19 protein-coding genes are annotated in these 24,743 nt (G+C 55.7%); 11 read left to right on the forward strand and 8 right to left on the reverse strand.

The genetic code is table 11. The features are described 5' to 3' along the window. Positions 1–11: 11 nt before the first annotated feature. From DPEP_RS12645 to DPEP_RS03385, 9 genes are all read left to right on the forward strand, one after another. Positions 12–473, forward strand: coding sequence for a tripartite tricarboxylate transporter TctB family protein (locus DPEP_RS12645; protein ID WP_005659582.1), 462 nt, complete (start codon positions 12–14; stop codon positions 471–473). 18 nt (positions 474–491) lie between these two features. Continuing rightward, positions 492–1,970, forward strand: a complete 1,479-nt coding sequence (locus DPEP_RS03350; protein WP_005659584.1) for a tripartite tricarboxylate transporter permease — start codon at positions 492–494, stop codon at positions 1,968–1,970. A 164-nt stretch (positions 1,971–2,134) separates the two neighbouring features. Next, positions 2,135–5,254, forward strand: a complete 3,120-nt coding sequence (locus DPEP_RS03355) for an efflux RND transporter permease subunit (protein WP_005659585.1) — start codon at positions 2,135–2,137, stop codon at positions 5,252–5,254. Continuing rightward, positions 5,251–6,558, forward strand: coding sequence for a TolC family protein (locus tag DPEP_RS03360; RefSeq protein WP_005659587.1), 1,308 nt, complete (start codon positions 5,251–5,253; stop codon positions 6,556–6,558). The genes DPEP_RS03355 and DPEP_RS03360 overlap by 4 nt, the downstream gene beginning before the upstream one ends. Next, a complete protein-coding gene (locus tag DPEP_RS03365; protein ID WP_005659588.1) occupies positions 6,555–7,631 on the forward strand; it encodes an efflux RND transporter periplasmic adaptor subunit in 1,077 nt (358 codons plus the stop codon). The genes DPEP_RS03360 and DPEP_RS03365 overlap by 4 nt, the downstream gene beginning before the upstream one ends. Positions 7,632–7,751: 120 nt before the next feature. Next, positions 7,752–8,594 (forward strand): transporter substrate-binding domain-containing protein, encoded by an 843-nt coding sequence (locus DPEP_RS03370; protein ID WP_005659590.1) that lies wholly within the window; start codon positions 7,752–7,754, stop codon positions 8,592–8,594. After that, positions 8,591–11,980 carry a response regulator gene (locus DPEP_RS12650; protein WP_005659591.1) on the forward strand — a complete coding sequence of 1,130 codons (3,390 nt, stop codon included), beginning with the start codon at positions 8,591–8,593 and terminating at the stop codon, positions 11,978–11,980. Before DPEP_RS03370 ends, DPEP_RS12650 begins: the two co-directional genes overlap by 4 nt. A gap of 11 nt (positions 11,981–11,991) precedes the next feature. Then, positions 11,992–13,062, forward strand: coding sequence for an HD domain-containing phosphohydrolase (locus DPEP_RS03380; protein WP_005659592.1), 1,071 nt, complete (start codon positions 11,992–11,994; stop codon positions 13,060–13,062). Between the two features lie 147 nt (positions 13,063–13,209). Then, complete coding sequence (locus DPEP_RS03385; protein WP_005659593.1) at positions 13,210–14,463, forward strand: hemolysin family protein; 1,254 nt, start codon at positions 13,210–13,212, stop codon at positions 14,461–14,463. A gap of 151 nt (positions 14,464–14,614) precedes the next feature. On the opposite strand, the gene DPEP_RS13800 is transcribed toward DPEP_RS03385, so the two are convergent. The 4 genes from DPEP_RS13800 to DPEP_RS03395 form a co-directional block, all read right to left on the reverse strand. Continuing rightward, positions 14,615–14,785 carry a type II toxin-antitoxin system mRNA interferase toxin, RelE/StbE family gene (locus tag DPEP_RS13800; protein WP_338033398.1) on the reverse strand — a complete coding sequence of 57 codons (171 nt, stop codon included), beginning with the start codon at positions 14,783–14,785 and terminating at the stop codon, positions 14,615–14,617. Further along, positions 14,760–14,906 (reverse strand): type II toxin-antitoxin system RelE/ParE family toxin, encoded by a 147-nt coding sequence (locus DPEP_RS13805; protein WP_338033382.1) that lies wholly within the window; start codon positions 14,904–14,906, stop codon positions 14,760–14,762. Before DPEP_RS13805 ends, DPEP_RS13800 begins: the two co-directional genes overlap by 26 nt. Then, positions 14,903–15,181 (reverse strand): type II toxin-antitoxin system RelB/DinJ family antitoxin, encoded by a 279-nt coding sequence (locus tag DPEP_RS03390; RefSeq protein ID WP_005659595.1) that lies wholly within the window; start codon positions 15,179–15,181, stop codon positions 14,903–14,905. The genes DPEP_RS13805 and DPEP_RS03390 overlap by 4 nt, the downstream gene beginning before the upstream one ends. Before the next feature lie 182 nt (positions 15,182–15,363). Further along, complete coding sequence (locus tag DPEP_RS03395; RefSeq protein ID WP_005659596.1) at positions 15,364–15,816, reverse strand: Lrp/AsnC family transcriptional regulator; 453 nt, start codon at positions 15,814–15,816, stop codon at positions 15,364–15,366. Positions 15,817–15,985: 169 nt separating this feature from the next. Between DPEP_RS03395 and DPEP_RS03400 the strand changes: the two genes are divergently transcribed. Continuing rightward, positions 15,986–16,861: a dimethylarginine dimethylaminohydrolase family protein gene (locus DPEP_RS03400; RefSeq protein WP_005659598.1), complete on the forward strand. Its 876-nt coding sequence runs from the start codon at positions 15,986–15,988 to the stop codon at positions 16,859–16,861. 40 nt (positions 16,862–16,901) lie between these two features. Beyond that, entirely contained in the window at positions 16,902–18,344 is a 1,443-nt protein-coding gene (locus DPEP_RS03405) for an alanine/glycine:cation symporter family protein (protein WP_005659601.1), read from the forward strand. A gap of 112 nt (positions 18,345–18,456) precedes the next feature. On the opposite strand, the gene DPEP_RS03410 is transcribed toward DPEP_RS03405, so the two are convergent. From DPEP_RS03410 to DPEP_RS03425, 4 genes are read right to left on the reverse strand one after another with little or no spacing between them, the layout of a single operon-like run. Beyond that, on the reverse strand, positions 18,457–19,179 hold the full coding sequence (locus tag DPEP_RS03410) for a sulfite exporter TauE/SafE family protein (protein ID WP_005659603.1): 723 nt from the start codon (positions 19,177–19,179) through the stop codon (positions 18,457–18,459). Between the two features lie 5 nt (positions 19,180–19,184). Then, positions 19,185–21,338: a methyl-accepting chemotaxis protein gene (locus DPEP_RS12655; RefSeq protein ID WP_005659605.1), complete on the reverse strand. Its 2,154-nt coding sequence runs from the start codon at positions 21,336–21,338 to the stop codon at positions 19,185–19,187. Positions 21,339–21,364: 26 nt separating this feature from the next. After that, positions 21,365–22,450 carry a transaldolase gene (gene tal, locus DPEP_RS03420; RefSeq protein WP_005659607.1) on the reverse strand — a complete coding sequence of 362 codons (1,086 nt, stop codon included), beginning with the start codon at positions 22,448–22,450 and terminating at the stop codon, positions 21,365–21,367. Positions 22,451–22,500: 50 nt separating this feature from the next. Continuing rightward, positions 22,501–24,636, reverse strand: a complete 2,136-nt coding sequence (locus DPEP_RS03425) for a methyl-accepting chemotaxis protein (protein WP_005659608.1) — start codon at positions 24,634–24,636, stop codon at positions 22,501–22,503. Between the last annotated feature and the right edge of the window lie 107 nt (positions 24,637–24,743).

Here is a 24,743-nt window from a genome sequence, read left to right on the forward strand (position 1 = left end):
AGGTATTCCACATGAGAAGAGCCGATGCAGTCGCCGCCCTGGTCTTCATGTCGCTGGGAGGGGCCGCACTATACCAGACGACCTTGTTCGACCAAACCCTTATAACAGACAACTACCTGGGGGCCACCTTCTTTCCGAGGATGGTCGCCATAGCCATGGTAATCATGGCCATATCCCTTCTCTGGGGATCGAGAAAAACTCTGACCGAAGAGGGAGACGAAAAAACGATGTTCGGCCCCGGGATCCTTCGCCCCTTAGCCGGTGCCGTGATAGTGGGAGTATATTCCTGGGCTCTGGAACCCTTAGGCTTCATAATATCCACCGTTATGCTGAACGTAGCCATACTTCTGACCTTCGGAGTGAAAAAGATACCCTTGCTGTTGATTCTGCCGACTACGGCTACTCTGATCATCTACTGGGTTTTCTATAAACTTCTGACCGTACCCCTCCCGGAGGGGATATTCTTCCTCTAGAAAGGGAGGCGTAGAACTATGATAGATCTCCTCGTACAGGGATTGGGAACCGCCCTGTCGCCCCAGGTCTTCCCCTTCCTGTTCTTCGGGGTGATGGGAGGCATAGCCATAGGCTCTCTGCCGGGACTTACCGCGACCATGGGAGTGGCCGTGCTGCTTCCTCTGACCTTTGGGATGGAGTCCACCAGAGCGCTGGTTCTTCTCGTAGGCATATACATAGGGGCCATCTACGGAGGATCCATATCGGCGATTCTCCTGAAGACCCCCGGCACCCCCGCCGCAGCGGCCACAGTTTTGGACGGCCATCAGATGGCCAGCCGGGGAGAGGCCGCAAAGGCCCTGAGCATATCCGCCATAGCCTCCTTCGTAGGAGGCATGGTGAGCACTATTATGCTCATATCGTTCTCGCCGATACTGGCCAAGTTCGCCCTCCGATTCGGCGCTCCCGAATACTTCGCCCTAGCGGTTTTCGGTCTTTCCATAATAGCCTCCATATCGGGGAAACACCCCATAAAGGGGCTTCTAGCCGGGATGTTTGGGCTGCTGGTTGCGACGGTGGGGCTGGACCCCGTAACGAGCTACCCCAGATTCACCTTCAATCAGATGCACCTCTACAACGGCTTCTCAATTATACCGGTGCTCATAGGCCTTTTCGCCCTTTCGGAGGCCTTCGTACAGATGGAAAACTTCCGAGTAGGGAGCAAGATAGACACGAATTTCAAGAGAGGGATCGTGTCTCTCAAGGAAACCATCGGCCTTCTACCGACGATGCTGAAGTCCGCCTTGATGGGAACGATCATAGGGTCCATCCCGGGGGCGGGTGCCGATATAGCCGCCTTCGTGACCTACAACGAGGCCAGGAGGTCCTCCAAGAATTCCAAGGCATTCGGAACCGGGTGTATGGAGGGCATAGCCGCCCCAGAGGCGGGCAACAACGGAGTAACGGGAGGAGCGTTGGTACCTCTTCTCACACTAGGAGTACCGGGAGACGCGGTAGCTGCCATAATGCTGGGAGCCCTCATAATACAGGGGCTACAGCCGGGACCTCTGCTCTTCACCCAGAACGCCGACGTAATATACGGACTATTCGCCTCCATGCTGGTGGGCAACGTCCTCATGCTCGCCCTGGGATTGCTCGGGGTGAAACTCTTCTGCCGGGTCGTGGAGATACCAAAGAGGGTCATCATACCGGTAATCATAACCCTCTCGGTGGTGGGAGCCTACTCGATGAACAACAGTGTCTTCGACGTATGGGTGGCCCTGGGATTCGGAGTAATAGGCTATCTGATGCAGAAGGTCGAGATGCCGGCATCGCCGGTCATTCTGGCAGTCATACTCGGCCCCATGGCGGAGAGCAACCTACGACGGGCGGTGCTCATGTATCAGGGCCATTACGATTTTCTCTGGTCGAGACCGATAACGGTGCTGTTCCTGGCCCTTGCGGCGATCTCCCTCTTCTCCTCCTGGATGAGGGCAAAAAAAGAGAGAAACGTCTGACATAATTATCCCTCAAGGCTATATAATCGGGAGGTCTCGCCTAGGCGAGACCTCCTTTCGTTGACGTAGCCCCGTGAAATCCCTAAAATAACCCCCGTTAACAAGTTAAAATAAACGTGGGAGACCGTACCGGAACTCCCCAGAAAAACAGAGGAGAAGATCCCATGAGAAAACTCATAGAGACAGCCCTCGTAAGACCGGTCACGGTGGTCATACTGACCACCGCACTGATAGTGTTCGGGGTATATGCCTTCGCCAACATGGGGATGGAACGGATGCCCAACGTGGACCTGCCCTACGTCATGGTTCAGACCACCATGGAGGGCGCTAGCCCATCGGTGGTGGACAACGACATAACAGACGTACTGGAAGAGCAGATCAACACCATAGACGGCATAAAGAACATCGACTCCAGCAGCTACGAGGGAAGATCGGTGATAGCCATAGAGTTCCAGCTGGATAAGGACGTCGACGTAGCCGCATCGGACGTCAGGGCCAAGGTGAACCTGGCCAGAGGAAGTCTGCCCGACGAGGCGGACGACCCGGTGGTGGACAAGTTCAGCTTCGACGACATGGCCATCATGACCATAGCGGTCAACAGCACCGCCGACATGAGATCCACCTCCACCTACGTGGACAAGATCGCGAGGCAGAGGCTCCAGACGGTGAAAGGAGTCGGCAACGCCCAGGCGGTCGGACTCAGGGAAAGGGAGATAAGAATCTGGTTGGATCCCATAGCCCTACAGGCTCGAGGATTGACCGCCACGGACATCAAAAACGCCATCAACGAGAAGCACGTCGAGCTCCCGGCAGGAAGGATAGAGTCGGAAAGCCAGGAGTTCGGCATCAGACTGGCCGGAGAATACGGCTCCATAGAGGCGCTGAGCCAGATGGCTGTAGCCCGAAGAAACGGCGCACTGGTGAGGCTGAAGGACGTCGCCCGAGTGGAGGACGGCTTCGAGGACCGACGAAGCATAGCCACCTACGACGGGAAGGAGACCATCCTCATACAGATCCGTAAGCAGAGGGGCACCAACGAGGTCGCCCTGGCCAAAGACGTAAAGGCCATGGTAGACACTCTGAACGCCACCGCTCCGAAGGGGATATCGCTGAAGATCGTCCAGGACACGTCTCGGTTCATCATAAGATCCATGAACGGCGTCAGAGGAGACATAATCATGGGAATCATGATGACCTCGATCATAATGTTCCTATTCCTCCGTACCATAAGGGCCACCTTCGTTGCGGTCATAACCATACCGGTATGCCTCATAGGGACACTTATCGTCCTAGACGGTCTCGGCGTAACCATCAACAACATGACCATGCTGGGGCTATCCCTGGCTGTCGGCATGGTAGTCGACAGCACCACAGTCGTGATGGAGAACATCCACCGTCACAAGGAGATGGGCAAGACCGCCATGAGGTCCTCCGCCGACGGAGGTTCCGAGGTAGGGTTCTCCGTCCTGGCCGGAGCCGCGACCACCATGGCCGTTTTCCTGCCGGTGGCCTTCATGAGCGGCATAATAGGGCGGTTCTTCTACGCCTTCGGAATAACGGTGGCCATGACCATACTTATATCTCTGATATTGTCCCTTACACTGACCCCCTTCCTCTGCTCCAGGATACTTGGACGACAGACCGAATCGGCACTCACCAGGGCCATGGAGGCCCCGTTCCTGGTATTGGAGCGGCTCTACACCGGTTTGCTTGGAGCAGCCGTAAGACATAGGCTCATAACCCTGATAGTGGCGGTAGCCATATTCGCTTCCGGACTCTGGATGGCCACTCAATTGGGCTCGGAGTTCTTTCCCAACGAGGATAGAGGACGATTCAAGATAAACTTCGAGCTTTCCGCAGAGGCCTCTCTGCAACAGACAGAGGACTTCCTCCTGGAACTGGGGAAACTGGTCCGTCAGGACCCTAGAGTGGTCTACACCTACGGCACGGTGGGATCGGGACAGGGCGGCGAAGTCTATAAAGGGACAATAACCGTTGAGCTGGTGCCCAGGGACGAAAGGGCTCCCTTCTACGTCATAATGGGAGAATACCGCAAGAAGCTGGCGGTCTATCGAGACGTAGATATCACACTGGGACGTTGGGGAGGATCGGACATATCGCTGGTCCTTCAGGGAGACAGCACCGAAGAACTGGCCGACATAGGAGAGGCCATGAAGGCGGAGCTGGAGCAAAAGAGCGTCGGCCTGGTGGACATAACCACAAACCTCAGAATGAACAAACCCAGGATAAACCTGGACATAGACAGAAACCTCGCCGACGACCTGGGGATCAGCATGAGGGACCTGTCGACGGAGATAAAGACCTACTTCGGAGGAACCAATGCCGGGAGCTTCAAAGAGGGAGGCTATCGCTACGACATAAGGCTCAGAGCCGGAGCGGAGGATCGGGACGCGCCTGAGAAGATCTCCGACATAGCGGTTCGGGGTGGAGACGGCGAGCTCGTAAGACTTCCGGGCCTGGTGACCCCAAGGATAGAGCTGGCCCCTAACGTAATAAAGAGACACAACAGACAGAGATCCCTGGGAATAGGGGCCAACACCGACGGCATATCCCCCGGAGAGGGAATAGTACAGCTCGAGGAGATATTCGACCGTTACGCCCCTTCGGACGGCTCGGTCACCATGTTTCCCTCAGGGGACACTGAGAACATGAGGGAGAGCTTCGCGTCTCTCACCACAGCTCTGGCATTCGCCATACTGCTGGTCTACATGGTGATGGCAATACAGTTCGAGTCCTTCATGCACCCTCTTACCATCATGTTCGCACTACCCCTGATGACCGCCGGTGCCTTCGGACTTCTCCTGTTAACCGGGATAAGACTCAGCGTGATGAGTTTTATGGGCATAATCCTGCTGGTGGGAATAGTGGTAAACAACGCCATTCTCCTGGTCGACTTCACCAACCAACAGAGGGAACAGGGCATGGACAAGATCTCGGCCATAATGAAAGCCGCACCCCTGAGGCTGCGACCGATACTCATGACCACCTGCTCCACCATGGTCGGAATGCTTCCGATAGCCCTGGGACTCAGCGAAGGAGGCGAGATCAGACAGCCTATGTCCATAACGGTCATAGGGGGCCTGTTCACCGCCACCCTTCTGACTCTGGTGGTCATCCCGGTGATATACCTGATCGTCGACGACATGACGGACCGGGTGAAGAGAGTCTTCTCCAGGGCTGGCGCCATCGTCAGAGGACGCAGGATGGCAGCCTCCGGACGGCTTCCCGGACAGACTACCGAAAGGGGTAAGACAGCCAGATGAAAACGAAGAAAACGATAGGCATCGCCGTCGCGATGATGGCGATACTTTCCGCCGCACCGCCCGTGTCCGCAACCTCCCTGACCCTTGAAGACGCGGTCAGGATCGGGGTGGAAGAGGGAATAGAGGTTCTGAAGAGCGCCCAGGACATGGACAAGAGCGAGGCGGGAAAGCTGGTAGCCCGATCGGCACTCTTTCCATCTCTTTCTCTAGGGGGCAAATACAAAAGACAGGACGAAAGACACGCTCTTGCGGAAGAGGCAAACTCCTACGGCATATCGATAACTGCCACCCAACCGGTGTACACAGGGGGAAAAGCCACCGCTTTGCTCAAACAATCCCAAGCCTACGAAACCTCCGTTCTGGAAACAGTGACCGACGCAAAGGAGACTGTGGCCTACTCGGTCATACGCCAGTTCTACGACGTTCTCCACTTGAGGGAAAACGTGGTTGCAGCCAGGGACTCGATGGCCTTCGCCGAGAGTCACCTGAAGGAAGTCGTAAAGAAAGAGGCCCTGGGCATCGCAAACCGTTTCGAGGTCACTAGAGCGGAACAACAGCTGAGCGGCTACAGAACCCAGCTCATAACCGCCATCAACGACCTGGAATCGGCGAAGATCGCCCTTTTGACCACACTGAGGATGGACCCCGAATCGGACGTGGATATCTCGGGAGATCTCGACTTCGTCCCCTACGTCGGCGACAGAGAGGGCTCTCTCGAAAGGGCCATGGCGAACAGGCCGGACCTGAAGGCGTCCCTTTCATCGCTGGAGACACAGCGACAGGAGATACAGATCGCCGCCAGCGGACTGAGACCTAAGGTCGATCTGAAAGCCTCCTATACCTGGGACGACCCCAAGGAAAGCGACGGTACCGACGACGACGACTGGGAGATAGCCCTGGAGGTGGACGTCCCGATACTGGACAGGAACGTCACCAAGGCCCAGATAATGACGGAAAAGGCCAACCTGAGACAGAAAGAGCTGGACCTTCAAAAGCTTCGGGAAGCCATAAGAAGCGAGGTCTCCCAGGCCTGGCTTAACCTGGAGACGGCGAAACAGGCGGTGGAATCCACGTCGAAAGACCTCGAATTGGCCTCGGAATCCCTTAGGTTGGCCCAGGTAGGCTACAGAGAGGGAGTCAGCACCCAGATAGACGTTCTGGACGCCCAGGCATCTTACACCAAGGCCAGAAAGGAACACGCCACGGCGGTTAGCGCATATTCGGTCCAGGTGGCGGCTCTGGAGAGAACCGAGGGAGAGCTTGTCTCCCATATCCTGAAAGAAGACGGAGGTGAAGACAGATGAAAATAGCCGTTGTCATCGCTCTGGCGGCCATGTTGCTCTGGGGATCCACCGGGTTCGCTCAAAACGCCGTCGTGACCGTGCAGACCGTGGAGATAACTCCCAAGGTGGAAAGGGGCTTCTCCGAGAACGGCACCCTAGAGGCAGTAGACGAGGTTACCCTCTACCCCAGGGTAAACGGAAGATTGATAAAGAGCTTCGTGAAACAGGGCGATTCGGTCTCTCCCGGAGACCCTATAGCGGAGCTGGACCACAGAGACGTCGACGCCCAGATATCTCAGGCCGAGGCACAGATAGCCGTCGCCCAGGCCCAGGTTGCCCAAGCCATGGCGGAGCTTGAAAACGCCAAGAGGGAGAGGGATCGCTATCTCAGGCTGGTCAAAGAAGGGTTCTCCACCCAGCAACAGCTGGACTCGAAGGAAACGGACTACCGAACCGCCAAGGCAGCGGTAGATCTCAGCAGAGCCCAAGTCCGACAAAATAGGGCCAACTTGGAAAGACTACAGGTCGACCTGTCCGAATACACGCTGAAGGCATCCATTCAGGGGATCGTGGTAAACGACTACGCCAGGACCCCGGGAGAGATGATAAGCCCTCAGACCCCTCTGGCTCGGATCGCCGACATATCAAGGCTGAAGGCGGTCATCCAGGCTCCGGAAAGCCACGCCAGACTGATAGAACAGGGAATGAAGGCCTTCGTGACGATAGGAGGGACCAAGCTGGAGGGCAAGGTCTATCGGGTCAGTCCCTTCGTAGACCCCAGCACCAGGACGACACAGGTGGAGGTAGCTGTGGAGAACGATGGGGACCTCAAGCCCGGAATGTTCGCCAGGGTCTTCATCGTTGAGGAAACCATGGAAAACACCGTGATGATACCGATGGACTCGGTGATCTCCGAGGAGGGCGGCTCTTTCGTCTTCGTGGTGGAGGACGGAAAGGCGAGAAAGAAACCGGTCTCATTGGGGCGATCCGTCGGAAGGGACGTCAATGTACAGGATGGACTTGCGGAAGGAGATCGACTGATCGTCCTGGGAGGGAAAAGTCTCTCCGACGGAGACCAGATAACGATCCGTTAGAACGCTTCGACTGAAGGGAACGACAAAAGGGACGCCTCGAGGCGTCCCTTTTGTCGCATAGGAAGAAACGAGATGTATAATGAAAGAGGTGGTAGTGTTTCCTATAGAGGAGGGATATCCATGAAACGAACGGTTTTTCTCTTCCTGCTCCTATCGGTTCTGTGCGTCTCGTCCGCCCAGGGGGAAAGCCTGAAGGAAATCAGGGAGAAAGGAGAACTTCGCCATCTCGGCGTGCCCTACGCTCACTTCGTGAGCGGAAGCGGAGACGGACTCGACGTGGAGCTGATGAAAAGATTCGCCTCCTTCCTAGGGGTGAATTACTCTTTCGTCCCGACGGACTGGCAAAATCTCGTGCCCGACCTCCTGGGAAAAGAGATAAAAAAAGACGGATCTCTTTCCGAGACGACGAGACCTATAAGAGGAGACCTTATAGCCTCCGGCCTGACAGTCCTGGGCTGGAGAGAGAAACTGCTCGACTTCTCCAGCCCCACCTTCACCACCCAGGTCTGGCTTGTGACTCGAGCCAACAACCCGATAAGACCAATAAAACCGTCGGGCGACCCGACGAAGGACATAGAGTCAACCAAGGAACTGGTGAGGGGAAAATCCCTAATGGGCTCTCCCGGCACCTGTTTGGATCCCGCCCTGTACGGGCTAAGAGATCTAGCTAAAGAGCTCGCGTACTTCGAGGGGAACCTGAACGACCTGATCCCAGCCCTTATCTCCGGTCGTTCGGAGCTGCTGCTTCTGGACGTCCCGGACGTCCTGGTCGGCCTGGCCTCGTGGCCCGGCCAGATCAAGGTTCTAGGCCCGATCTCTCATAAACAGGATATGGCAGTGGCCTTTCCAAAGGGATCCGACCTGAGAGAGGAATTCGAGAGGTTCTTCTCCGAACTGGTTGACGAAGGAGAGTACTCCCTCATGGTGGAGAAATACTATCCGTCCATAACGGAATTCCCATGAAGCGCTCCTTACCGACGCTCAAGAAGGCCCTGGCTGTATCGGTCGGTCTTTTTCTGGCTTTGATAGCGGTCCTGATAGTGGTAAACTACCGGTCTCAGAGATCCTTCGAGAGACAGACTGTGAAAGCCCTCCAGATACAGGCGGACAACATGGCCTCAATAATAGGCTACATACTATTCGAGAGAAGACAGGATGCCTACGACATAGCGGAGAGCAAGGAACTTACCGCCTACTTTCAAGGGCGGGACCTCGGCATGTCCAGGGAATACGGGCTTAAGGCCAGCCGGGAAAACCTTCAGACCCTGCTGAAGAGAAAGCTCCAGAACACAATGTTCGAAAACGACATGGTCTACTCCAGAATAGCGGTAATACTGGGCGACGGCAGCCCCCTCGCAGTGACCCCGGCAGTACAGGGCAACCCTCCCGATTGGCTCAAATACCGTTACACTCTCAACCCCTCGGGGCGGATCGTAACCGAGTGGGAGAACGGAGAAAGCCGACTGGTGATATCATACCCCTACTTCTACAAGGGGAAGTACGAGGGTCAGATAGTGCTGTGGATGACCCCGTCGGACATACTGACCAGACTCAGAGCGAGACAGAGCACCGAACCGTGGAACAACATATTCCTCACCACCTGGAACGGACAGAGGGTGACGTCGCCGTTCGAGAACCCCAAGGAGGCCAGCAAGATATTCCACCACCTGGAGGGAGCGGAGGAACCGATGGAGGTAAAGGTGGGAGAGGAGGACAAGCCCACCGAGGTCCTGGCAGCAAAGGCGGCGGTTCCGGGAGCGTCGTTGTTCCTCTTCCTAGTGACCCCTAGAGACAGGATCTTCGGCTCCGCAACCCCCTACGGCAACCTGATCATAATGGGAGCCTCCGCTCTGCTGCTCCTGGGAGGCGGACTCTTCCTCCTGAGGGAAAACACCAAGGCCGTGATACTGAAGGCCAAGGTCGATGAGGCGGAAAAAAATCAGACGACCGTCAAGGAACACAACGAAAGGCTCAAGACCGAGATAAGGGACCGAAAAAAAGCGGAAAGCGCCCTTCAGGGACAGCTATCCTTCATGCAGGTCTTATTGGATACAATCCCAAACCCGGTTTACTACTTCGATAAAAACGGCATAATACTGGGTTGTAACAGAGCCTTTTCCTCCCTGCTCGGCAAAGAGGGATGGGGAACGATCGGCACATCCATGGTAGAGCTGCTGCCCACGAAGGCAGCGGAAAAACTCATGGACCTCGGAGAGAGGGTTCTGAACGGCCACGAACCGGTCCGATTCCAGCTTCCCATGGATATCGACGGCCAGGAATACCGCTTTTTCTTCAATCAGGCGGCCTTCCGGTTGAACGAGAATAATTCCGGTGTGGTAGGGGTTATGGAGGACGTCACGGCCCTCATTCAAAACGCCGTCGAGCTCAGAAAGGCCAAGGAAGAGGCGGAGAGGGCCAACAGAGCGAAGAGCGCCTTTCTGGCCAACATGAGCCACGAGATCAGGACCCCGATGAACGCCGTGTTGGGCATGACCGAGCTCGCCCTGGAGACCACCTACGACGAGGACCAGAGAGAATATCTGGAGACGATACACGAAGCCTCCTGTTCGCTGATGGACATAATCAACGACATACTGGACATATCCAAGATCGAATCGGGACACATGGAGATAGACAGCCACCCCTTCGACCTTGGCGAGGTCGCATGGAAATCCGCCAGTTACCTCGCTAAGGAAGCCCACGGCAAGGGCCTGGAACTGAACGTAGACATAGACGAGGAGCTGGCGGAAAGCTACATAGGCGATTCGGTGAGGATAAGACAGATAATGGTCAACCTGCTTAGCAACGCAGTCAAATTCACCGACGAAGGGGAGATCCTCATGTCGGTGAAGGCTATGGAAAAAACGGCAAAGATGGATTCGGTAGAGATAAGGATAGAAGACACAGGAATAGGGCTGTCCGAAAAAGAAATAGCCAGGATATTCTCTCCCTTCATCCAGGCCGACGTATCGACGACCAAGCGCTACGGAGGCACAGGACTCGGCCTGTCCATATGTAAAAAATTGGTGGAGATCATGGGAGGCAAACTGGAGGTTCAAAGCGCTCCCGGAAAGGGAAGCGTCTTCAGCTTCACTATTCCCCTGACGATAGGAGATCGAAACAGGCAGGACCTCCATCCCGAACTGAGATCCCGTTCGGCCCTTATAGTGGACGACAACGAGACCAACAGGGCCATACTTAGCCGCAAGCTGTCCGCCTGGGGCATGGAAGTCCACCAAGCAAAATCAGGAGAGGAAGCCCTGAACATACTGACCGGAAAAAATCGAAGATCGGCGGACATAATGATACTGGACTGCCATATGCCAGACATGGACGGACCTACCGTGCTTGAAAGGCTAAACCAAGAGAACGCCATGCCGGAGGCGGCCATAATGTTCAGCTCCCTAGACGGGCCGGAAGTAAAATCCAGATGCAGGGATCTCGGCATACGTTGGTTTCTGACTAAGCCCATCCCGGACAGCGTGTTGAAGAAAACCCTGATAAAATCCATAACCCCGGAGGAAGCGGGCTCTACGCCGCAGGAACTGGGCGATCAGGATCTGTTCGGAGTCGGAAAGTCCGTGCTGGTCGTGGAGGACAACGAATTCAACGCCAGGATAATGAGAAGGACCATGGCGAGACGGGGCTTTCAGGTGGACCTGGCGATCAACGGCACGGAGGCACTGAAAAAGATAGACGAGGCCAGACCGGACCTGGTTCTGATGGACATACAGATGCCTGTAATGGACGGGAAGGAGACCACCAGGAAGATCCGACGGGAAGAGCTACGGTCGGGACGTCCCAGACTTCCGGTGATAGCCCTTACAGCCTATGCCATGGCGGAGGAAAAATCAGCCATACTGGAGTCGGGAGTAGACGACATAGTCACCAAACCGGTCAACAGAGAGGATCTGTTCCGGGCCGTAACTGCCCTGCTTCCGGAGACATCGGAAGCAACTCCCACTCCGGTGGATAAATCCGATGGAATCCTGGATCCCGACAGGATCGCAGCGCTCCTGGAAATGGTTGGAAAGGACCAGGCCATAATGGAAGAGGTCATAGGCGATTTTATTGAAAATCTGCCGTCCCAGCTAGAGAGCTTGTCTCAGGCCGTCGCAAAGAGGTCGCCGGAGGAGACGGCAAAGGCGGCTCACGGCCTGAAAGGATCGCTCGGAACGGTAGGAGCCCGAGAGGCCTGGGAGATATGCGTCCGACTTGAGAGACTTGCCAAGGAAGCCGATCTTACCGCTTCCGTCGAGGTGGTTAAAGAACTCGAACTATCTCTGAGAAAACTGACGGACGAACTGAAAAGAGGCGGCTGGAAAAGGTACGTCGAACCAGAGCGATAAGGGAGGCCACTATGGCTACTGTACTGATAGTTGAGGACGACAGGATAACCCGCAAGGTCCTGGCCATGGGGATAAAGAACCTCGGCTACAGGGTGATGGAGGCCGAAAGTGGAGAGGAAGCCCTGTCCATGCTGCTGGGAGTCGACTCGGACGTCGACATGATATTGATGGACGTAGTCATGCCGGGGATGGACGGGATAGAGACCACCGGCAGAATAAGGTCCATGGAGATACCGGCGGTGATAATAATGCTGACCTCCGACGACAGCTCCGAGACGGTCAAGAGGGCCGTCATGGCCGGAGCGGACGACTACATGACCAAGCCGGTGGACCCCAACCAGCTGGGCACCAGACTTGAGTTGGCCCTGAAAGCGTCGAGCTTCTACGTCTACAGACACAACTTCGCCAGCCAGATAGAGGGCTTCGAAAGCTTCCATGCGGAAGACCGAAAATCGATGGACATAATAGCCAGCAAAAACGAGAACCTCCTATCCGACCTGTTGAAGACCCTCAACCTAATCGCAAAGATGAGGGACAACGACACATACGAACACACATCCCGAGTCGGTTGGCTGTCCATGGCCCTGGCCAAGGCCATAGGCGAGCCGGAGGACGAGGTAATCTCCCTGGGACTGGCCGCACCTCTCCACGACATCGGAAAGATAGGCGTCCCAGACTCTATCCTCTTAAAACCCGGATCTCTTACCGATCGGGAATGGGAGATAATGAAACAACACCCGATATTCGGGTGGAAACTGCTCAACCGATTCTCCTCCGGAGTCCTCATGACCGCCGCATCTGTGGCGTTGAACCATCACGAGAGATGGGATGGTTCGGGATATCCTAAGGGGCTGAAAGGCAAGGAAATTCCCCTTTACGGCCGGATCGTGGCAGTGGTGGACAGCTTCGACGCCATGGTCAGTCCCAGGCCCTATAAGGAAGCGAAACCAGTCGATTGGGGATTCGAGGAAATACGATCGCTGGCGGGAATCCAGTTTTGCCCCGAGACAGTCGAGGCCTTTATCTCCCTGGAAGAGAAAATAGAAAAACGTTACGAGATGGAAAAACAGGCACAGATCTAGACTCCTATAACGGTCCCTGCACCTATAATAATAAACTGCTGGGAACATCTATAAAATACGTCGGAGTCTCCTCCGTGAGGTAGCTCCGACGAAAGCCTGTCTCGCCCGAGCGTATTTAAAAAGACTGCATCTTTCGGAGGATCACTTATGGCAACTGGAACACTTTTCAGCGCTCTTATAACCTTCGTCCTTCTGTTCGCACTGTCGGCCTTCTTCTCCGCCAGCGAGACGGCCTTCTCCAGCGTCAACAAGATCAGGCTCCGCCGCTTCGTAGAGGAGGAGAGGCCAGGCGCATCCAGCGCCATGGAGCTGGCCAAGGACTTCAACCGCACAGTATCGGCCATACTGATAGGCGGGAACATCGTGGACATACTTATAACATCCGCCGCCACCGCCGTCTTGACGTCCATGTTCGGCCCTATGGGAGCGGTCTACGCCACCGTACTTATGACGATCCTCATAATACTGTTCGGAGAGATATTGCCCAAGGCCTTGGTCAAGGACAGAGCGGAACCCTTCGCCCTGGCCTCGGCCCCGATGGTGAAGTTCTTCGTGTCCGTATTGAACCCGGTCTGCACCCTCACCTCCAGGATAACATCTGCCCTGAGACACGGCAGGACCGGAGGAACCCTGATACCCACCGTGACCCACGACGAGCTGCTCAGCATAGTGGACACCATGGGAGGCGAGGGAACCCTCCCCCTCTCCGAGAGGGAGCTGGTGGAGAACGCCGTCAACTTCAACGGACTGGAGGTCTGGGAGGTCCAGACTCCCAGGGTGGACCTATTCGCGATAGAGGTGGACGACGATCCCTCGGTAGTGACAGGACTGATAGTTGCGAACCACTACTCCAGGATACCGATCTACCAGAGCTCGATAGACAACATAGTGGGCATACTCTACGAGAAGGACTACCTGGCCGCCGTAACCTCCGGCAAAAAACCGGTCATCCGGGACATGATGAAGCGCCCCATCCTCATAGCGGGAAGCGCCAGCCTCATGGACAGCCTCAAGATACTCCGCTCCAGCCACACCCACATGGCGGTGGTGCTGGACGAATACGGAGGGACCTCCGGCATAGTCACTCTGGAGGACCTGCTGGAGGAGCTGGTTGGCGAGCTCTACGACGAACACGACGACATAAAGGAAAACGTCACCAAGATAGAGGAGAACGTCTACATGGCCAACGGGGACATCTACATAAAGAGGCTTTTCGAGGCATTTCTGGACGTCCCATACGAGCCGGAGACAGACGCAACCACGCTGAGCGGATGGCTTCTCGAACAGTTCAAGACCCTTCCGGAGACCGGCGCAGAGGTAAAATGGGAGAACTTCTCCTTCCAGGTCTCAAAGCTGTCGGGACAGAGAATACACAAGGTACGAATCACGAGACAGCCTTAAGGGCTCCTCTAAAAACTCACTTTCGACCTTCCTCGGAGAGGTCATTTCGGCTCCGCCCTGCCGGACGATGCCCTGTACCTCGACGTGAGGCAGTATACAGGCATGCTTAAAACACAAGCACCCTGAGGGATTTTCTATCCCACAGGGTGCTTTATTTCCCGAAAAGATCCGCATGTGTTCCTGTCCGGGTAAGGGTCAACACCAGGACAGATGCTTCCACACGATACACCAGTAACCAATCAGTCTGAATATGACACGCTAGATGCCCTGCCCAATTCCCGGAAAGAGTGTGATCCCTATTTTTTTGGGGGGAGCTCCTCAGCCATAGCCAGTATAGAGATTACATCTTCCATGAGCTCTATCTTTAGTCCACGCTTTATGGCTAGTTTGTAGTCCCTTCTGAATTGAGAGGTCGGTTTTACCGTTAGCTTTGTCTTTCTCATTTTCTGAGATCAGCAAAAAGCTTGTCTAAATCGGTGTAGCCCTTAATCGAAGGGTCTTTGGCGATTATCTCCGCCTTCAACATCGCAGCCATGGTTTCCCTGTTTATATGGTTCAGAGAGATTTCAAAGGGAATTCTGCCCTCACGGAACGATTGGCGAACAAAGATGTTAAAAGCTGTTGTGAGATTCATACCCATCTCTCCGAAGAGAGTCTCTGCCTGAGCTTTTAGATCGGAATCCATACGAATGCTGATATTTGTCGTATTTCCAGCCATATGCCCACCTCCTTCTATATCCTTACGTCATACGGCTATTGTGGTAAAAAAACAATACATAGCACGAACTAACTAGCTCTCTAGTTCTACGGCGTATTTTTCCCTGTTCTCCGAGCTATCTTTGACCTTCTCCAGGGGCAAGCCGGTTATATCCACTTCAGGTATTCTCGGGGAGCCGTCCTTTAGATTTTTAGGTCCTTCTCGATGGAGGACAGGACTATGGAGGTACACAGCTTGCCTATCCTGGTCAGCTCTCCGAGGATCCTCTCAAGGTCCTTGATTGACCTAGCGACTATCTCGACGTAGTAGTCGTCCTGTCCTGTGATGCTCAGGCACCTTATGACCTCCGGTATGGCGGTTATTTTATCCGCCAGGTATGGGTCGGGGTTTTTGAAGTCCGTGGACATGGCGGACATGGCCCTGATCGGAAAGCCAGCCTTTTCCGGGTCTATCCTGGCCCCATATCCCATGATTATCCCGACGCTCTCCATTCGTCGGACCCTCTCTATGGCTGCAGGGGCGGAGAGCCCCACTTTCTTTCCCAACTCCCTGAAGGAGATTCTGCCGCTTGCCTGAAGCTCCCTGAGGATCGCCAGGCCGGTGTCGTCCAGTAGGTTGCCGTCTTTTATGGTCATGTTGTCCTCCCTCTTGCTCTCAAACGTAAAGTTATAGCCGGAAACGATAGGGGTTTGTAATCTATAATCTCCTAATCTATTATAAAACCCCTGTGGAAAAGAGCTTATATCGTCTATCCTATTTATGCAAGAGCAAATAATCTAAAAGAACTCAAAGGAGGCACTCTGCATGAAACCCTGGGGAGCTCAGTCGGAAGTTGGAAAGATAGAGAAGATAATGGTGAAGAGGGCGGAAGACGCCTACGGAAGCCAGGAGGTCCTGGACTCCTGCTGGAGGGACCTGGGCTACACCGAGCGGGTGAATTACTCCAAGGCTATGGACGAATACGATGCATTTCTATCCGTTATAAAGAGCCACGTGCCTGAGGTGTTTTGCCTCCCCTCCCAGGAGGGAACTGGTCCCGACTCGATGTACGCCAGGGACTCCTGTATGGTCACCGATAAAGGCTACGTCCTCTTCAACATGGGCAAGCCCCAGCGTAGGACCGAGGCAACAGAGGCGGGCCGTCTGTTCGACTCCATCGGTCTGCCAAGGCTGGGAGCCATAGAGGGCGAGGGTACCATGGAGGCGGGGGACATGGCCTGGTTGGACGAGAGCACCCTGGCGGTAGGGATCAGCTACAGGACCAACCCCGAGGGAGTTCGCCAGCTGAGGGATTTGGCTGCCGGTAACTTCGAGGTGCTGGACTACCCTATACCTCACTGGAACGGACCGGAGGAGTGCCTTCACCTGATGTCCTTCATAAGCCCTGTGGACCACAAGGCGGCGGTTGTCTACTCCAGACAGATGCCAGTTACCTTTCGGCAGGAACTTCTTCACAGGGGATATAACCTGATAGAGGTTCCAGACCAGGAGTACGACACCATGGCCTGTAACGTCCTGGCCCTGGAGCCCGGTCTGGTCCTCATGATAGAGGGCAACCCTATCACCAAGGGCAGGCTACAGGAGGCTGGCATGGAAGTGTTGGAGTTCCCGGGTACCGAGATATGCTGGAAGGGCGGCGGAGGACCTACATGTCTTACCAGGCCCCTTCTTCGTAAGTAGCTTTCATAAAAACAATGCAGACCGGAAGGGAGGGAGATAGATGGATTTTCTGGGCTTTGTGGAGCAGTTAGTCGATTGGGTATGGGGAACTCCACTCATAGTGATGGTGCTCGGCTCAGGAGTGTTCTTTACCCTGGTCTCGGGGTGCTTTCAGTTCAGGAACGGCGGCTATATCTTTAAAAATACCGTAGGACAGATCTTCTCCGGCAAGGTCGACGACGGCCCTGGGCTACTGTCCCCCTACGAGGCGGTAAGCGTCGCCATAGGGTCAACCATCGGGGTGGGCAACATCGGGGGAGTCGCCACCGCCATCGCCGTCGGAGGACCTGGGGCGGTATTCTGGATGTGGATGGCGGGCATATTCGGCCAGCTTATAAAGATGGTCGAGGTCACACTGGCGGTCCACTATAGGACGGTGCTGGAGGACGGTCAGAGCACCTACGGAGGACCTACCTACTATATCCAAAGAGGGCTCGGTCAGGAACGAGGCTGGCACGGTCTGGCGAAGGTCCTCAGCGGACTGTTCCTGATAGGATTTCTCATCTGCTATTTCTTCACCATCCAGAACTACACCGTGGCGGAAGCTGTAGCGGGGGTCTTCAACATTGACCTTCTGGTGGTCAGTTTCGTCTTTCTGGTTCTACTCTACGCCTCGATCTGGGGCGGTATCAGGGGGCTCGGCAAGATAGCCATAGCGGTGGTCCCGTTTATGTGCATTTTCTATATAGGAGGAGCCCTCGTCGTCATCCTCAAAAACACCGCCGCCATACCCCACACCTTTAGGCTCATATTCGAGAGTGCCTTCACCGGAACCGCAGCGGTAGGAGGATTCGCTGGAGCGGCTTTCGCAAAGATGATCTCCGTCGGAATGGCCCGTGCGGTCTACAGCAACGAGGCTGGTTGGGGTTCCTCTCCCATGATCCACGCCTCCGCAAAGGTCAATCACCCGGTGAAACAGGGCATCATGGGCATATTCGAGGTCTTTATGGACACCTTGGTAATATGCTCGGTGACCGCCATCATGATCATAAACTCAGGGGAGTGGAGCTCCGGCCTGGACGGGGCAACTCTGACACTAAGCGCCTTCTCCAAGGGAGTAGGTACTCTTGGGACCACCGTCTTGGTGGTGGGTATTTTCCTATTCGGTCTCACGACATCGACAGGGCTTTTCGCCCAGTTTGAGACGCTGCTTACCTACGTCGTAGGGCCTCACTCGAAGAACCTGGATAAGGTGCTTAAATTCAACAAGTACGTCTACCCCCTGCCGGGATTTTTGCTGGTGCTATACGCCCAGGCCTATGGCCTTCCTACCTATAAAGTGTGGATGTTCATAGATATCTCCATAGGCATTCCTATATTCGTCAACCTGCTGGCTATACTCCTGCTTACCCCTAAATTCCTCGATCTGCTTAGGGACTACCGGGCAAGGTACATGGGCCATGGCAAGGTTGACGCGGATTTCAAGGTTTTCTACGAGGAATAGCTCTGAGACTAAAATCGATCCATCGAGCCTTTTTAGTGATACAATCTCCTCTATAGAGATACCATAAAATCCCCGAGAGGGAGCTTCCTCTCGGGGATTTTCACGACTCTCGTTACAGGTTCGACCCTATCAATACCGCTCCGGTAATTATTATCAGAGACAGGGTTATCTTCCTGAAGACCTCCTCCGGCAACAGTCTGGACACCTTTATCCCCAGCCATGTTCCCACCAGCAACACAGGCACGTAGGCCCCGGTTATCGCCAGCACCTGAGCGGTCAGGACGCCCTTGAAGGCGTAAAGGGAGATGGTGGCGACGTTCAAAGACATGAAATACGCCGCCAGGTTGGCCCTGAACTCGTCCTTCCCCGTTCCCTGATTCGTCAGGAACAAAACCACCGGAGGTCCGCTCATGGAGAGACTGCCGTTCAGGATGCCGCTGACCATTCCTATAGGTCCCAAAGCCCAGAGGCTGTAGGGAAGGGGCTTTCTCCATCCCGAAAGCATCACCATAGCCACCAGGATTATGAAGGTCCCCACAAATAGCCTGAAAGCCCTGGGATCCAAGGCCGTCAATATCCATATTCCCAGCGGCAGTGTGACCACCCCTCCAGCCAGTATGGGCAGCACCTTCCTGAAATCCAGAGAGGACCAACAGTCCTTTAAGACCATCACGTTCAGCCCCATGCTGACCAAAACCAGCATGGGAATGACCACCTGCTGGGAGAGAAAAAACAGTAGAAAAGGCGCTGCCACCAGAGAGAAAGCGAACCCGGCACATCCCTGGACGAGACTACCGGCGAAAATCGCCACACCGCCCCAGATCAGAGAGTTCACGATCACTAGCCCTCGAACGGCTCGAGCCCTGAGGCCCGGTCCTGACGATCTACCTTGAACACCTTGACAAGAGACACAAGATCGTCCGCTCTACCGGACATGGTCTGTGCCTCCTGCGAGACTCCGTCGGCTGCCCTAGCCGTCTCGTCCGTGGCGGTACGTACGGTCTCCATCATCTCCGAGACCTCCATGACCGTCCTGGAGACCGACTCTATGGCGGAGGCCATCTCCTGAGACGAGGCCGACTGGTTCTCCGCTACCTTGGCCATCTCCTCGACCCCTTCGGTTATCCTGTCCACCTCTTTCAGGACCGTCCCGAGCTTCTCCCTGGAGTTCTCCGCCTTCTCTATGACGTCCTCCACCATTTTTTCCGTCTTGCCCGCGACCGAGACGGACTGACGGGCCTTGTCGGTCAGCTCGTCTATGAGCTTGGACACCTCCTGGGCCGCTCCGGCCGACTCCTCCGCCAGCTTGCGGACCTCCTCGGCCACAACCGCAAAACCTCTACCGGCCTCTCCGGCCCTGGCAGCCTCTATTGCGGCGTTGAGGGCGAGTAGATTGGTCTGGTCGGCGATGGTAGTTATGGTGGTCACAAAACCGGCTATGGCGTCCACCGATTTGGCGAGATCGGAGATGTTGTCCTTGGTCTTGACGGTGAACTCCCCTAGACCGTGGACCTCGTCTATGGTCTTGCCCATCTCGGAGGCGGCCTCGTCGGTACTGCGCCTTCCTTCCTCGGCGGCGTCGGCGGTCTCCTTGGAGAACTTAGCGGTCCTCTCGGCACCGGCGGCGATCTCCTCCACCCCTGCGGAGGTCTGCTGCAAGGCAGCCGCTCCGTTTTCCGCCAACTGTGCCACCTTATCCACAGCGGACTGGACCTCTGCCATGGAGGCGTTCATCTCCTCGGCCAATGCCGCCAGGGTGCCGGATCCATCGGAAAACTCTCCGGCCTGTCGCAGAATCCGCCGGACGACGTCTCTCTGCTTGGACACCATCTCTGCCAGAGCTCCCGCCATCCTGCCCATCTCGCCACCCGACCCCACCTGGAAGTCCGATTCCTCCAGGGTTAGATCCCCGTCTCTACCCTTCTCGGCAAAACGCACCACCGAGGCTATAGGACCGGTTATGGATCGAGACAAAAGGAAACCAAGCCCCAGAGCCAGAACGACTCCGATCGCAACCGACACTACTGCGGTCCTGGCCGACTTTTTAGCCATGGCCATGCCGTTCTTGGCGGCGGAGTTGACCTCACCGTCGGTCACGGCGATGACGTCGTCCATTACGGACACCACGGCCTGTTGTCCCTGAAGCATCTCCTCCCCGTAGAAACGGGCCATCTCCTCGTATTTTTCCACCGACAGCTGGGCCACATCGGAGGCCTTCCTGAAAAGCCCCCTCATATTGGCCAGAGGAGACAGGATTCTGCTGACGTAAGCCAGCTCGAGCCTCTCCCTCATGACGTCGTTGGACACTGTTCCCTTTCTGTCTATCAGCTTGTTTATGAAGGCCGCACTCTTGTGGAGCTTTTCGTGCTGTTTCGACATCAGCTTGAAGATATCGGCCAGTTTGCCATTATCCGTATGGAACGAGCTTAAAAAACCTCCGAGTGCGCATTTGGAGGGGTCGAGCTCACCAGTGAACTTGGTCTGGGTCACTATGGCCTCGCTCAGCTTTATGACCCAGTCCTCGTGCTTAGACAGAAGCTTGGCCAGGTCGGCCTCGAAGGCAGTCGGAGCGGCTATCCCGAAACCGTCGAGCTCATCGCACATGGACAAAAACCTCTCGACGCTCCCCTTCCAGCTCTCCCAGGATGGACCGAAAGAGTCCCATGCCATCTGTTCCATGGAGGACTTCGGTATGGTCGAGAAAACCTCTATGGCTCTCTCTGCCCTGATGAATCCGTTTTTTATTGAATCGTAAAGTTCCTGGCGCCTCTCCGACGGAAGTCCTTCCTGAAGGAGCTGGGCCGCCGATTTGGCTACCGTAAGCTGCTCCGAGTTTATCTCCTCCACCAGCTTGAGAGCCTGAACCTTCTCCGTGCCCAGCACGTTCAGAGACTCGGAGAGGATCGACATCCCTCGATAGCCTACAGTTCCGACAACCGCACATATGGCGGCCACGGCGAGAAATCCGCCGATTAATTTAGTCGATATCCTCATGTCGCCCTCCTCATTTTAGCCTGGATCTATCTGAAGCTAGACACCTTTTCCCGAACCGCATTCAAGAGCTCGTCGAAGGCCGTCACGAAGGCATTCACTCCGTCCTCTCTCAACCCGTCACATATTCGATCCAGGTCCACCCCGAGATCGGCGAGGCTCTGTCTTCTGTGAAAAGCACCGTCCAGATCACAAGCGACTCTGTTCTCCACCACCCCGTGGTCCAAAAAGGCATCCATCGTCGCAGGAGGCACGGTGTTCACCGTGTCGGGACCGATGAGCTCCTCGACGTAGAGGGTATCCCTGTAGGATCGATTCTTAGTGCCTGTGCTGGCCCAGAGCATCCTCTGAGGGCAGGCCCCGGCCTTGGCAAGGAGCTGCCAATCCGCCCCGGAGAATATCTCTCCCCATTTACTGTATGCCAACCTGGCGTTGTCGACGGCGATCTTTCCCATAAGTTCCGGGGCCCTTTCCTCAAGAAGGGGATCGACCGCCGAATCCACACGACTGACGAAAAGAGACGCAACCGAGCGGATCGACGATACGTCGTCGCCTCTGTCGAGCCTGGTCTTCAGCCCCCTGATATAGGCCCTTCCCACCGCCTCGGTCTGAACCACTGAGAATATCAATGTGGCGTTTACCGATACCCCCGCGGCGGTGGCCCTCTCCAGAGCGGAGATACCGGCTTCGGTAGCGGGTATCTTTATCATCACGTTAGGTCTTCCGAGAAGGGACCTAAGCCTTAGAGCCTCCGAGATGGTGCGTTCCTCGTCGTCGGCCAGACGGGGATCCACCTCCAGGCTGACGTAACCGTCGGTCCCTCCGGTGGCCTCGAATACCGGGGTCATACGGTCCGCCGCGTCGGAAATATCTTCCAGAGCCAGCCCCTCGTAAATGTCCAGATCGGACATTCCCGATTTCGCCATGGCCTTTATATCGTCGTCATAGCCATCCCCTTTGGAGATGGCCTTGTTGAAGATAGCCGGGTTCGACGTCACCCCTCGAACGCCTTTTTCCATCATCTCGTCCAATCCGCCGGAGGACAGAAGTTCTCTGCTTATATAGTCGCACCATATGCTCTGACCCAGCTCGGCCGCTTTCCATATATTGGTCATGACCATCGCTCCCTTCGATCGTACAATATTAGACCGTACGGAGGACATTCTCAACCTTTCAGGGCAGGCCTATCTTCGACAAGCCGATAGACCGATACCAATTCCCTCAGCTCGGCCAGCTGGCTCTGCTGGTCCTTCCTTATCATCTGAAGGTTTTCCATGCGAGAGGCCATCTCCTTGGCGGCCTTCTCGGTGTCCTTGGCGGAGTCACGGCCTCCGTTGAGCATCGAGGCTATAGTGTCTATGGCCCGGGCTATCTCCTGGGTGCTGGCGGCCTGTTCCTCAGAGGCGGCCGCTATGGACTGGATTCCCTCCGCCATGGAGGCGACTCCTCCCGTCACCTCCGATATCTTGGCCGCCGCCTGTCTGGAACGCTCCAGCAGATCGCCCATTACTGTTCCGGCTTCCCTGGTGTCCTTCGCAGCTACGGACATGTCCTTCTGGACTTCCTCTATGACCTTGCGGATGTTCGAGGCGGCTTCGTTGCTTTCCTCCGCCAGTTTCCTGACTTCCTCCGCCACAACCGCGAAGCCTCGACCGGCGTCTCCGGCCCTGGCCGCCTCTATGGCGGCGTTCAGAGCCAATAGGTTGGTCTGGTCCGCTATGGTGGCTATAGTGTTGACGAAGCCGCTTATTCCCTCGACCGATTTGCCAAGCTCCGCCACGGCTTCCTCTACTCGACCGCTGACCTCTCCGGCCTTGCCGGTTCCGTCCGTCACCGCCTCGACCGACCTGCGTCCCTCCTCGGCGTTCTCCGATACCACGCTGGCCTGTTCGCTCAGCTCGGTAACCACCTGGGTGGAGCTGGCCACTCCGGAGGATACTTCCTCCACTCCGGCGTTGGTCTCCTCGGCGGAGGCCGCTATGGAGTCCACCATCTCGGCGACGGCTTTGGAGGCTTCGTCCACCGAGGTCAGCGATTCGTGGACGTCTCGGGATATTTCGTTCATGGCCTTGGATCCCTCGGCTATCCGGCGGTTCATGTCCTCTACCTTCTGCACAAGGGTCCGGTATTCCTCAAGGATGCGGCCGAAAGCGGCCATCACTTTCTTTATCTCGTTGCGGTTGGACGAGTCTCCCCTTATCTCCATGGAAAGGTCTCCCTGGGCTATGCGGTCCGCCACGGTGACGACCTCCTTGAGGGGAGACACCAGCTTCATGACGGCGAAGGCCAGAAGGGCAAGACCGACCAAAGCCAGAGGAAGGGTCCAGAGCAGGAGCCCCCTCTTCATGGCTCCGATCGGAGCCATGGCAAGGTCGGCGTTGACCACCATCATGGCGTACCAGTCGGTTCCCTCTATTTTCTGCACGTATCCCCTGGATAGACGACCGTTGAAGTCGTATTCGACACTCACGGGGTCCGTCGTGTCGGAAAGCCCCGCCGATTCACAGGCGTTCCAGAGGGGAGGGCAGCTCTCCGCCATGGAGACCCCCCTCTCCACCTTGGGATGGACTACTACTTTGCCGTCCGTATCGAAGATTATTCCGTAGCTGCCCTCTCCGAGGCTGGAGCCGAGTATCCTGTTCTCGACCGACTCCAGAGGGGTTCCGGCGAAGACTACTATCCGAACCGCCCCTTCCGCGTCCACCACAGGTTTGTAACAGCCAGCGTAGGGGATTCCTCCCAGCCAGACTATGTCCTCAAAGGTCTCTCTACCGTCCACCGTCGCTTTATAGACATCGGTGGTATCGTCGAAAAGCCCTCCTAGCATAGAACGCCCCTCTTTATCCTTCAAGGTGGTGGAAACCCTGATCAGCCCCTCCTTCGTGACCTGAAAAATGGAGAACTGGCTTCCCATGGCCTCCTGCCATTCGTTCACCATAACCTCGTTTCCTGTGATGAGTTTGAGACCGCCGTCCATTACGAATATCTTCTGGACCTCTCTGTCTCCTACCGGAACCATTTCCTCGTTCTCGAAGGTCCTCTTTCCGGACAGCCTCTGTACCACTATATTGACGAAGGACTCGTTGGACTTTCTGAGAGACCCTATCTCTTGAGATGCGCCGGTCTGGAGGCTTTCGACGAAGCCCAGACCTCCATCGTCTATAGTATCCTCCATCATCCTACCGGACCTCACCGACGCCACGGTGACGACGACGCCCACCAGGAGGGCTATCATGACACCGACCACCAAGGTAACCTGTATCCCCACGGACAAACCACGTGCTTCATCTGCTCGAGCCATAAAATAGTCCTCCTCTTCCCAACCCTATCTCTAATCTGAAAAACGGATACAAGAAGAGTCTAAAGAATCACCTTCGACATGTCAATCACATCAAATCACAGAGGAGA

The organism is Dethiosulfovibrio peptidovorans DSM 11002 (assembly GCF_000172975.1).
Classification (GTDB): Bacteria; Synergistota; Synergistia; order Synergistales; family Dethiosulfovibrionaceae; genus Dethiosulfovibrio; species Dethiosulfovibrio peptidovorans.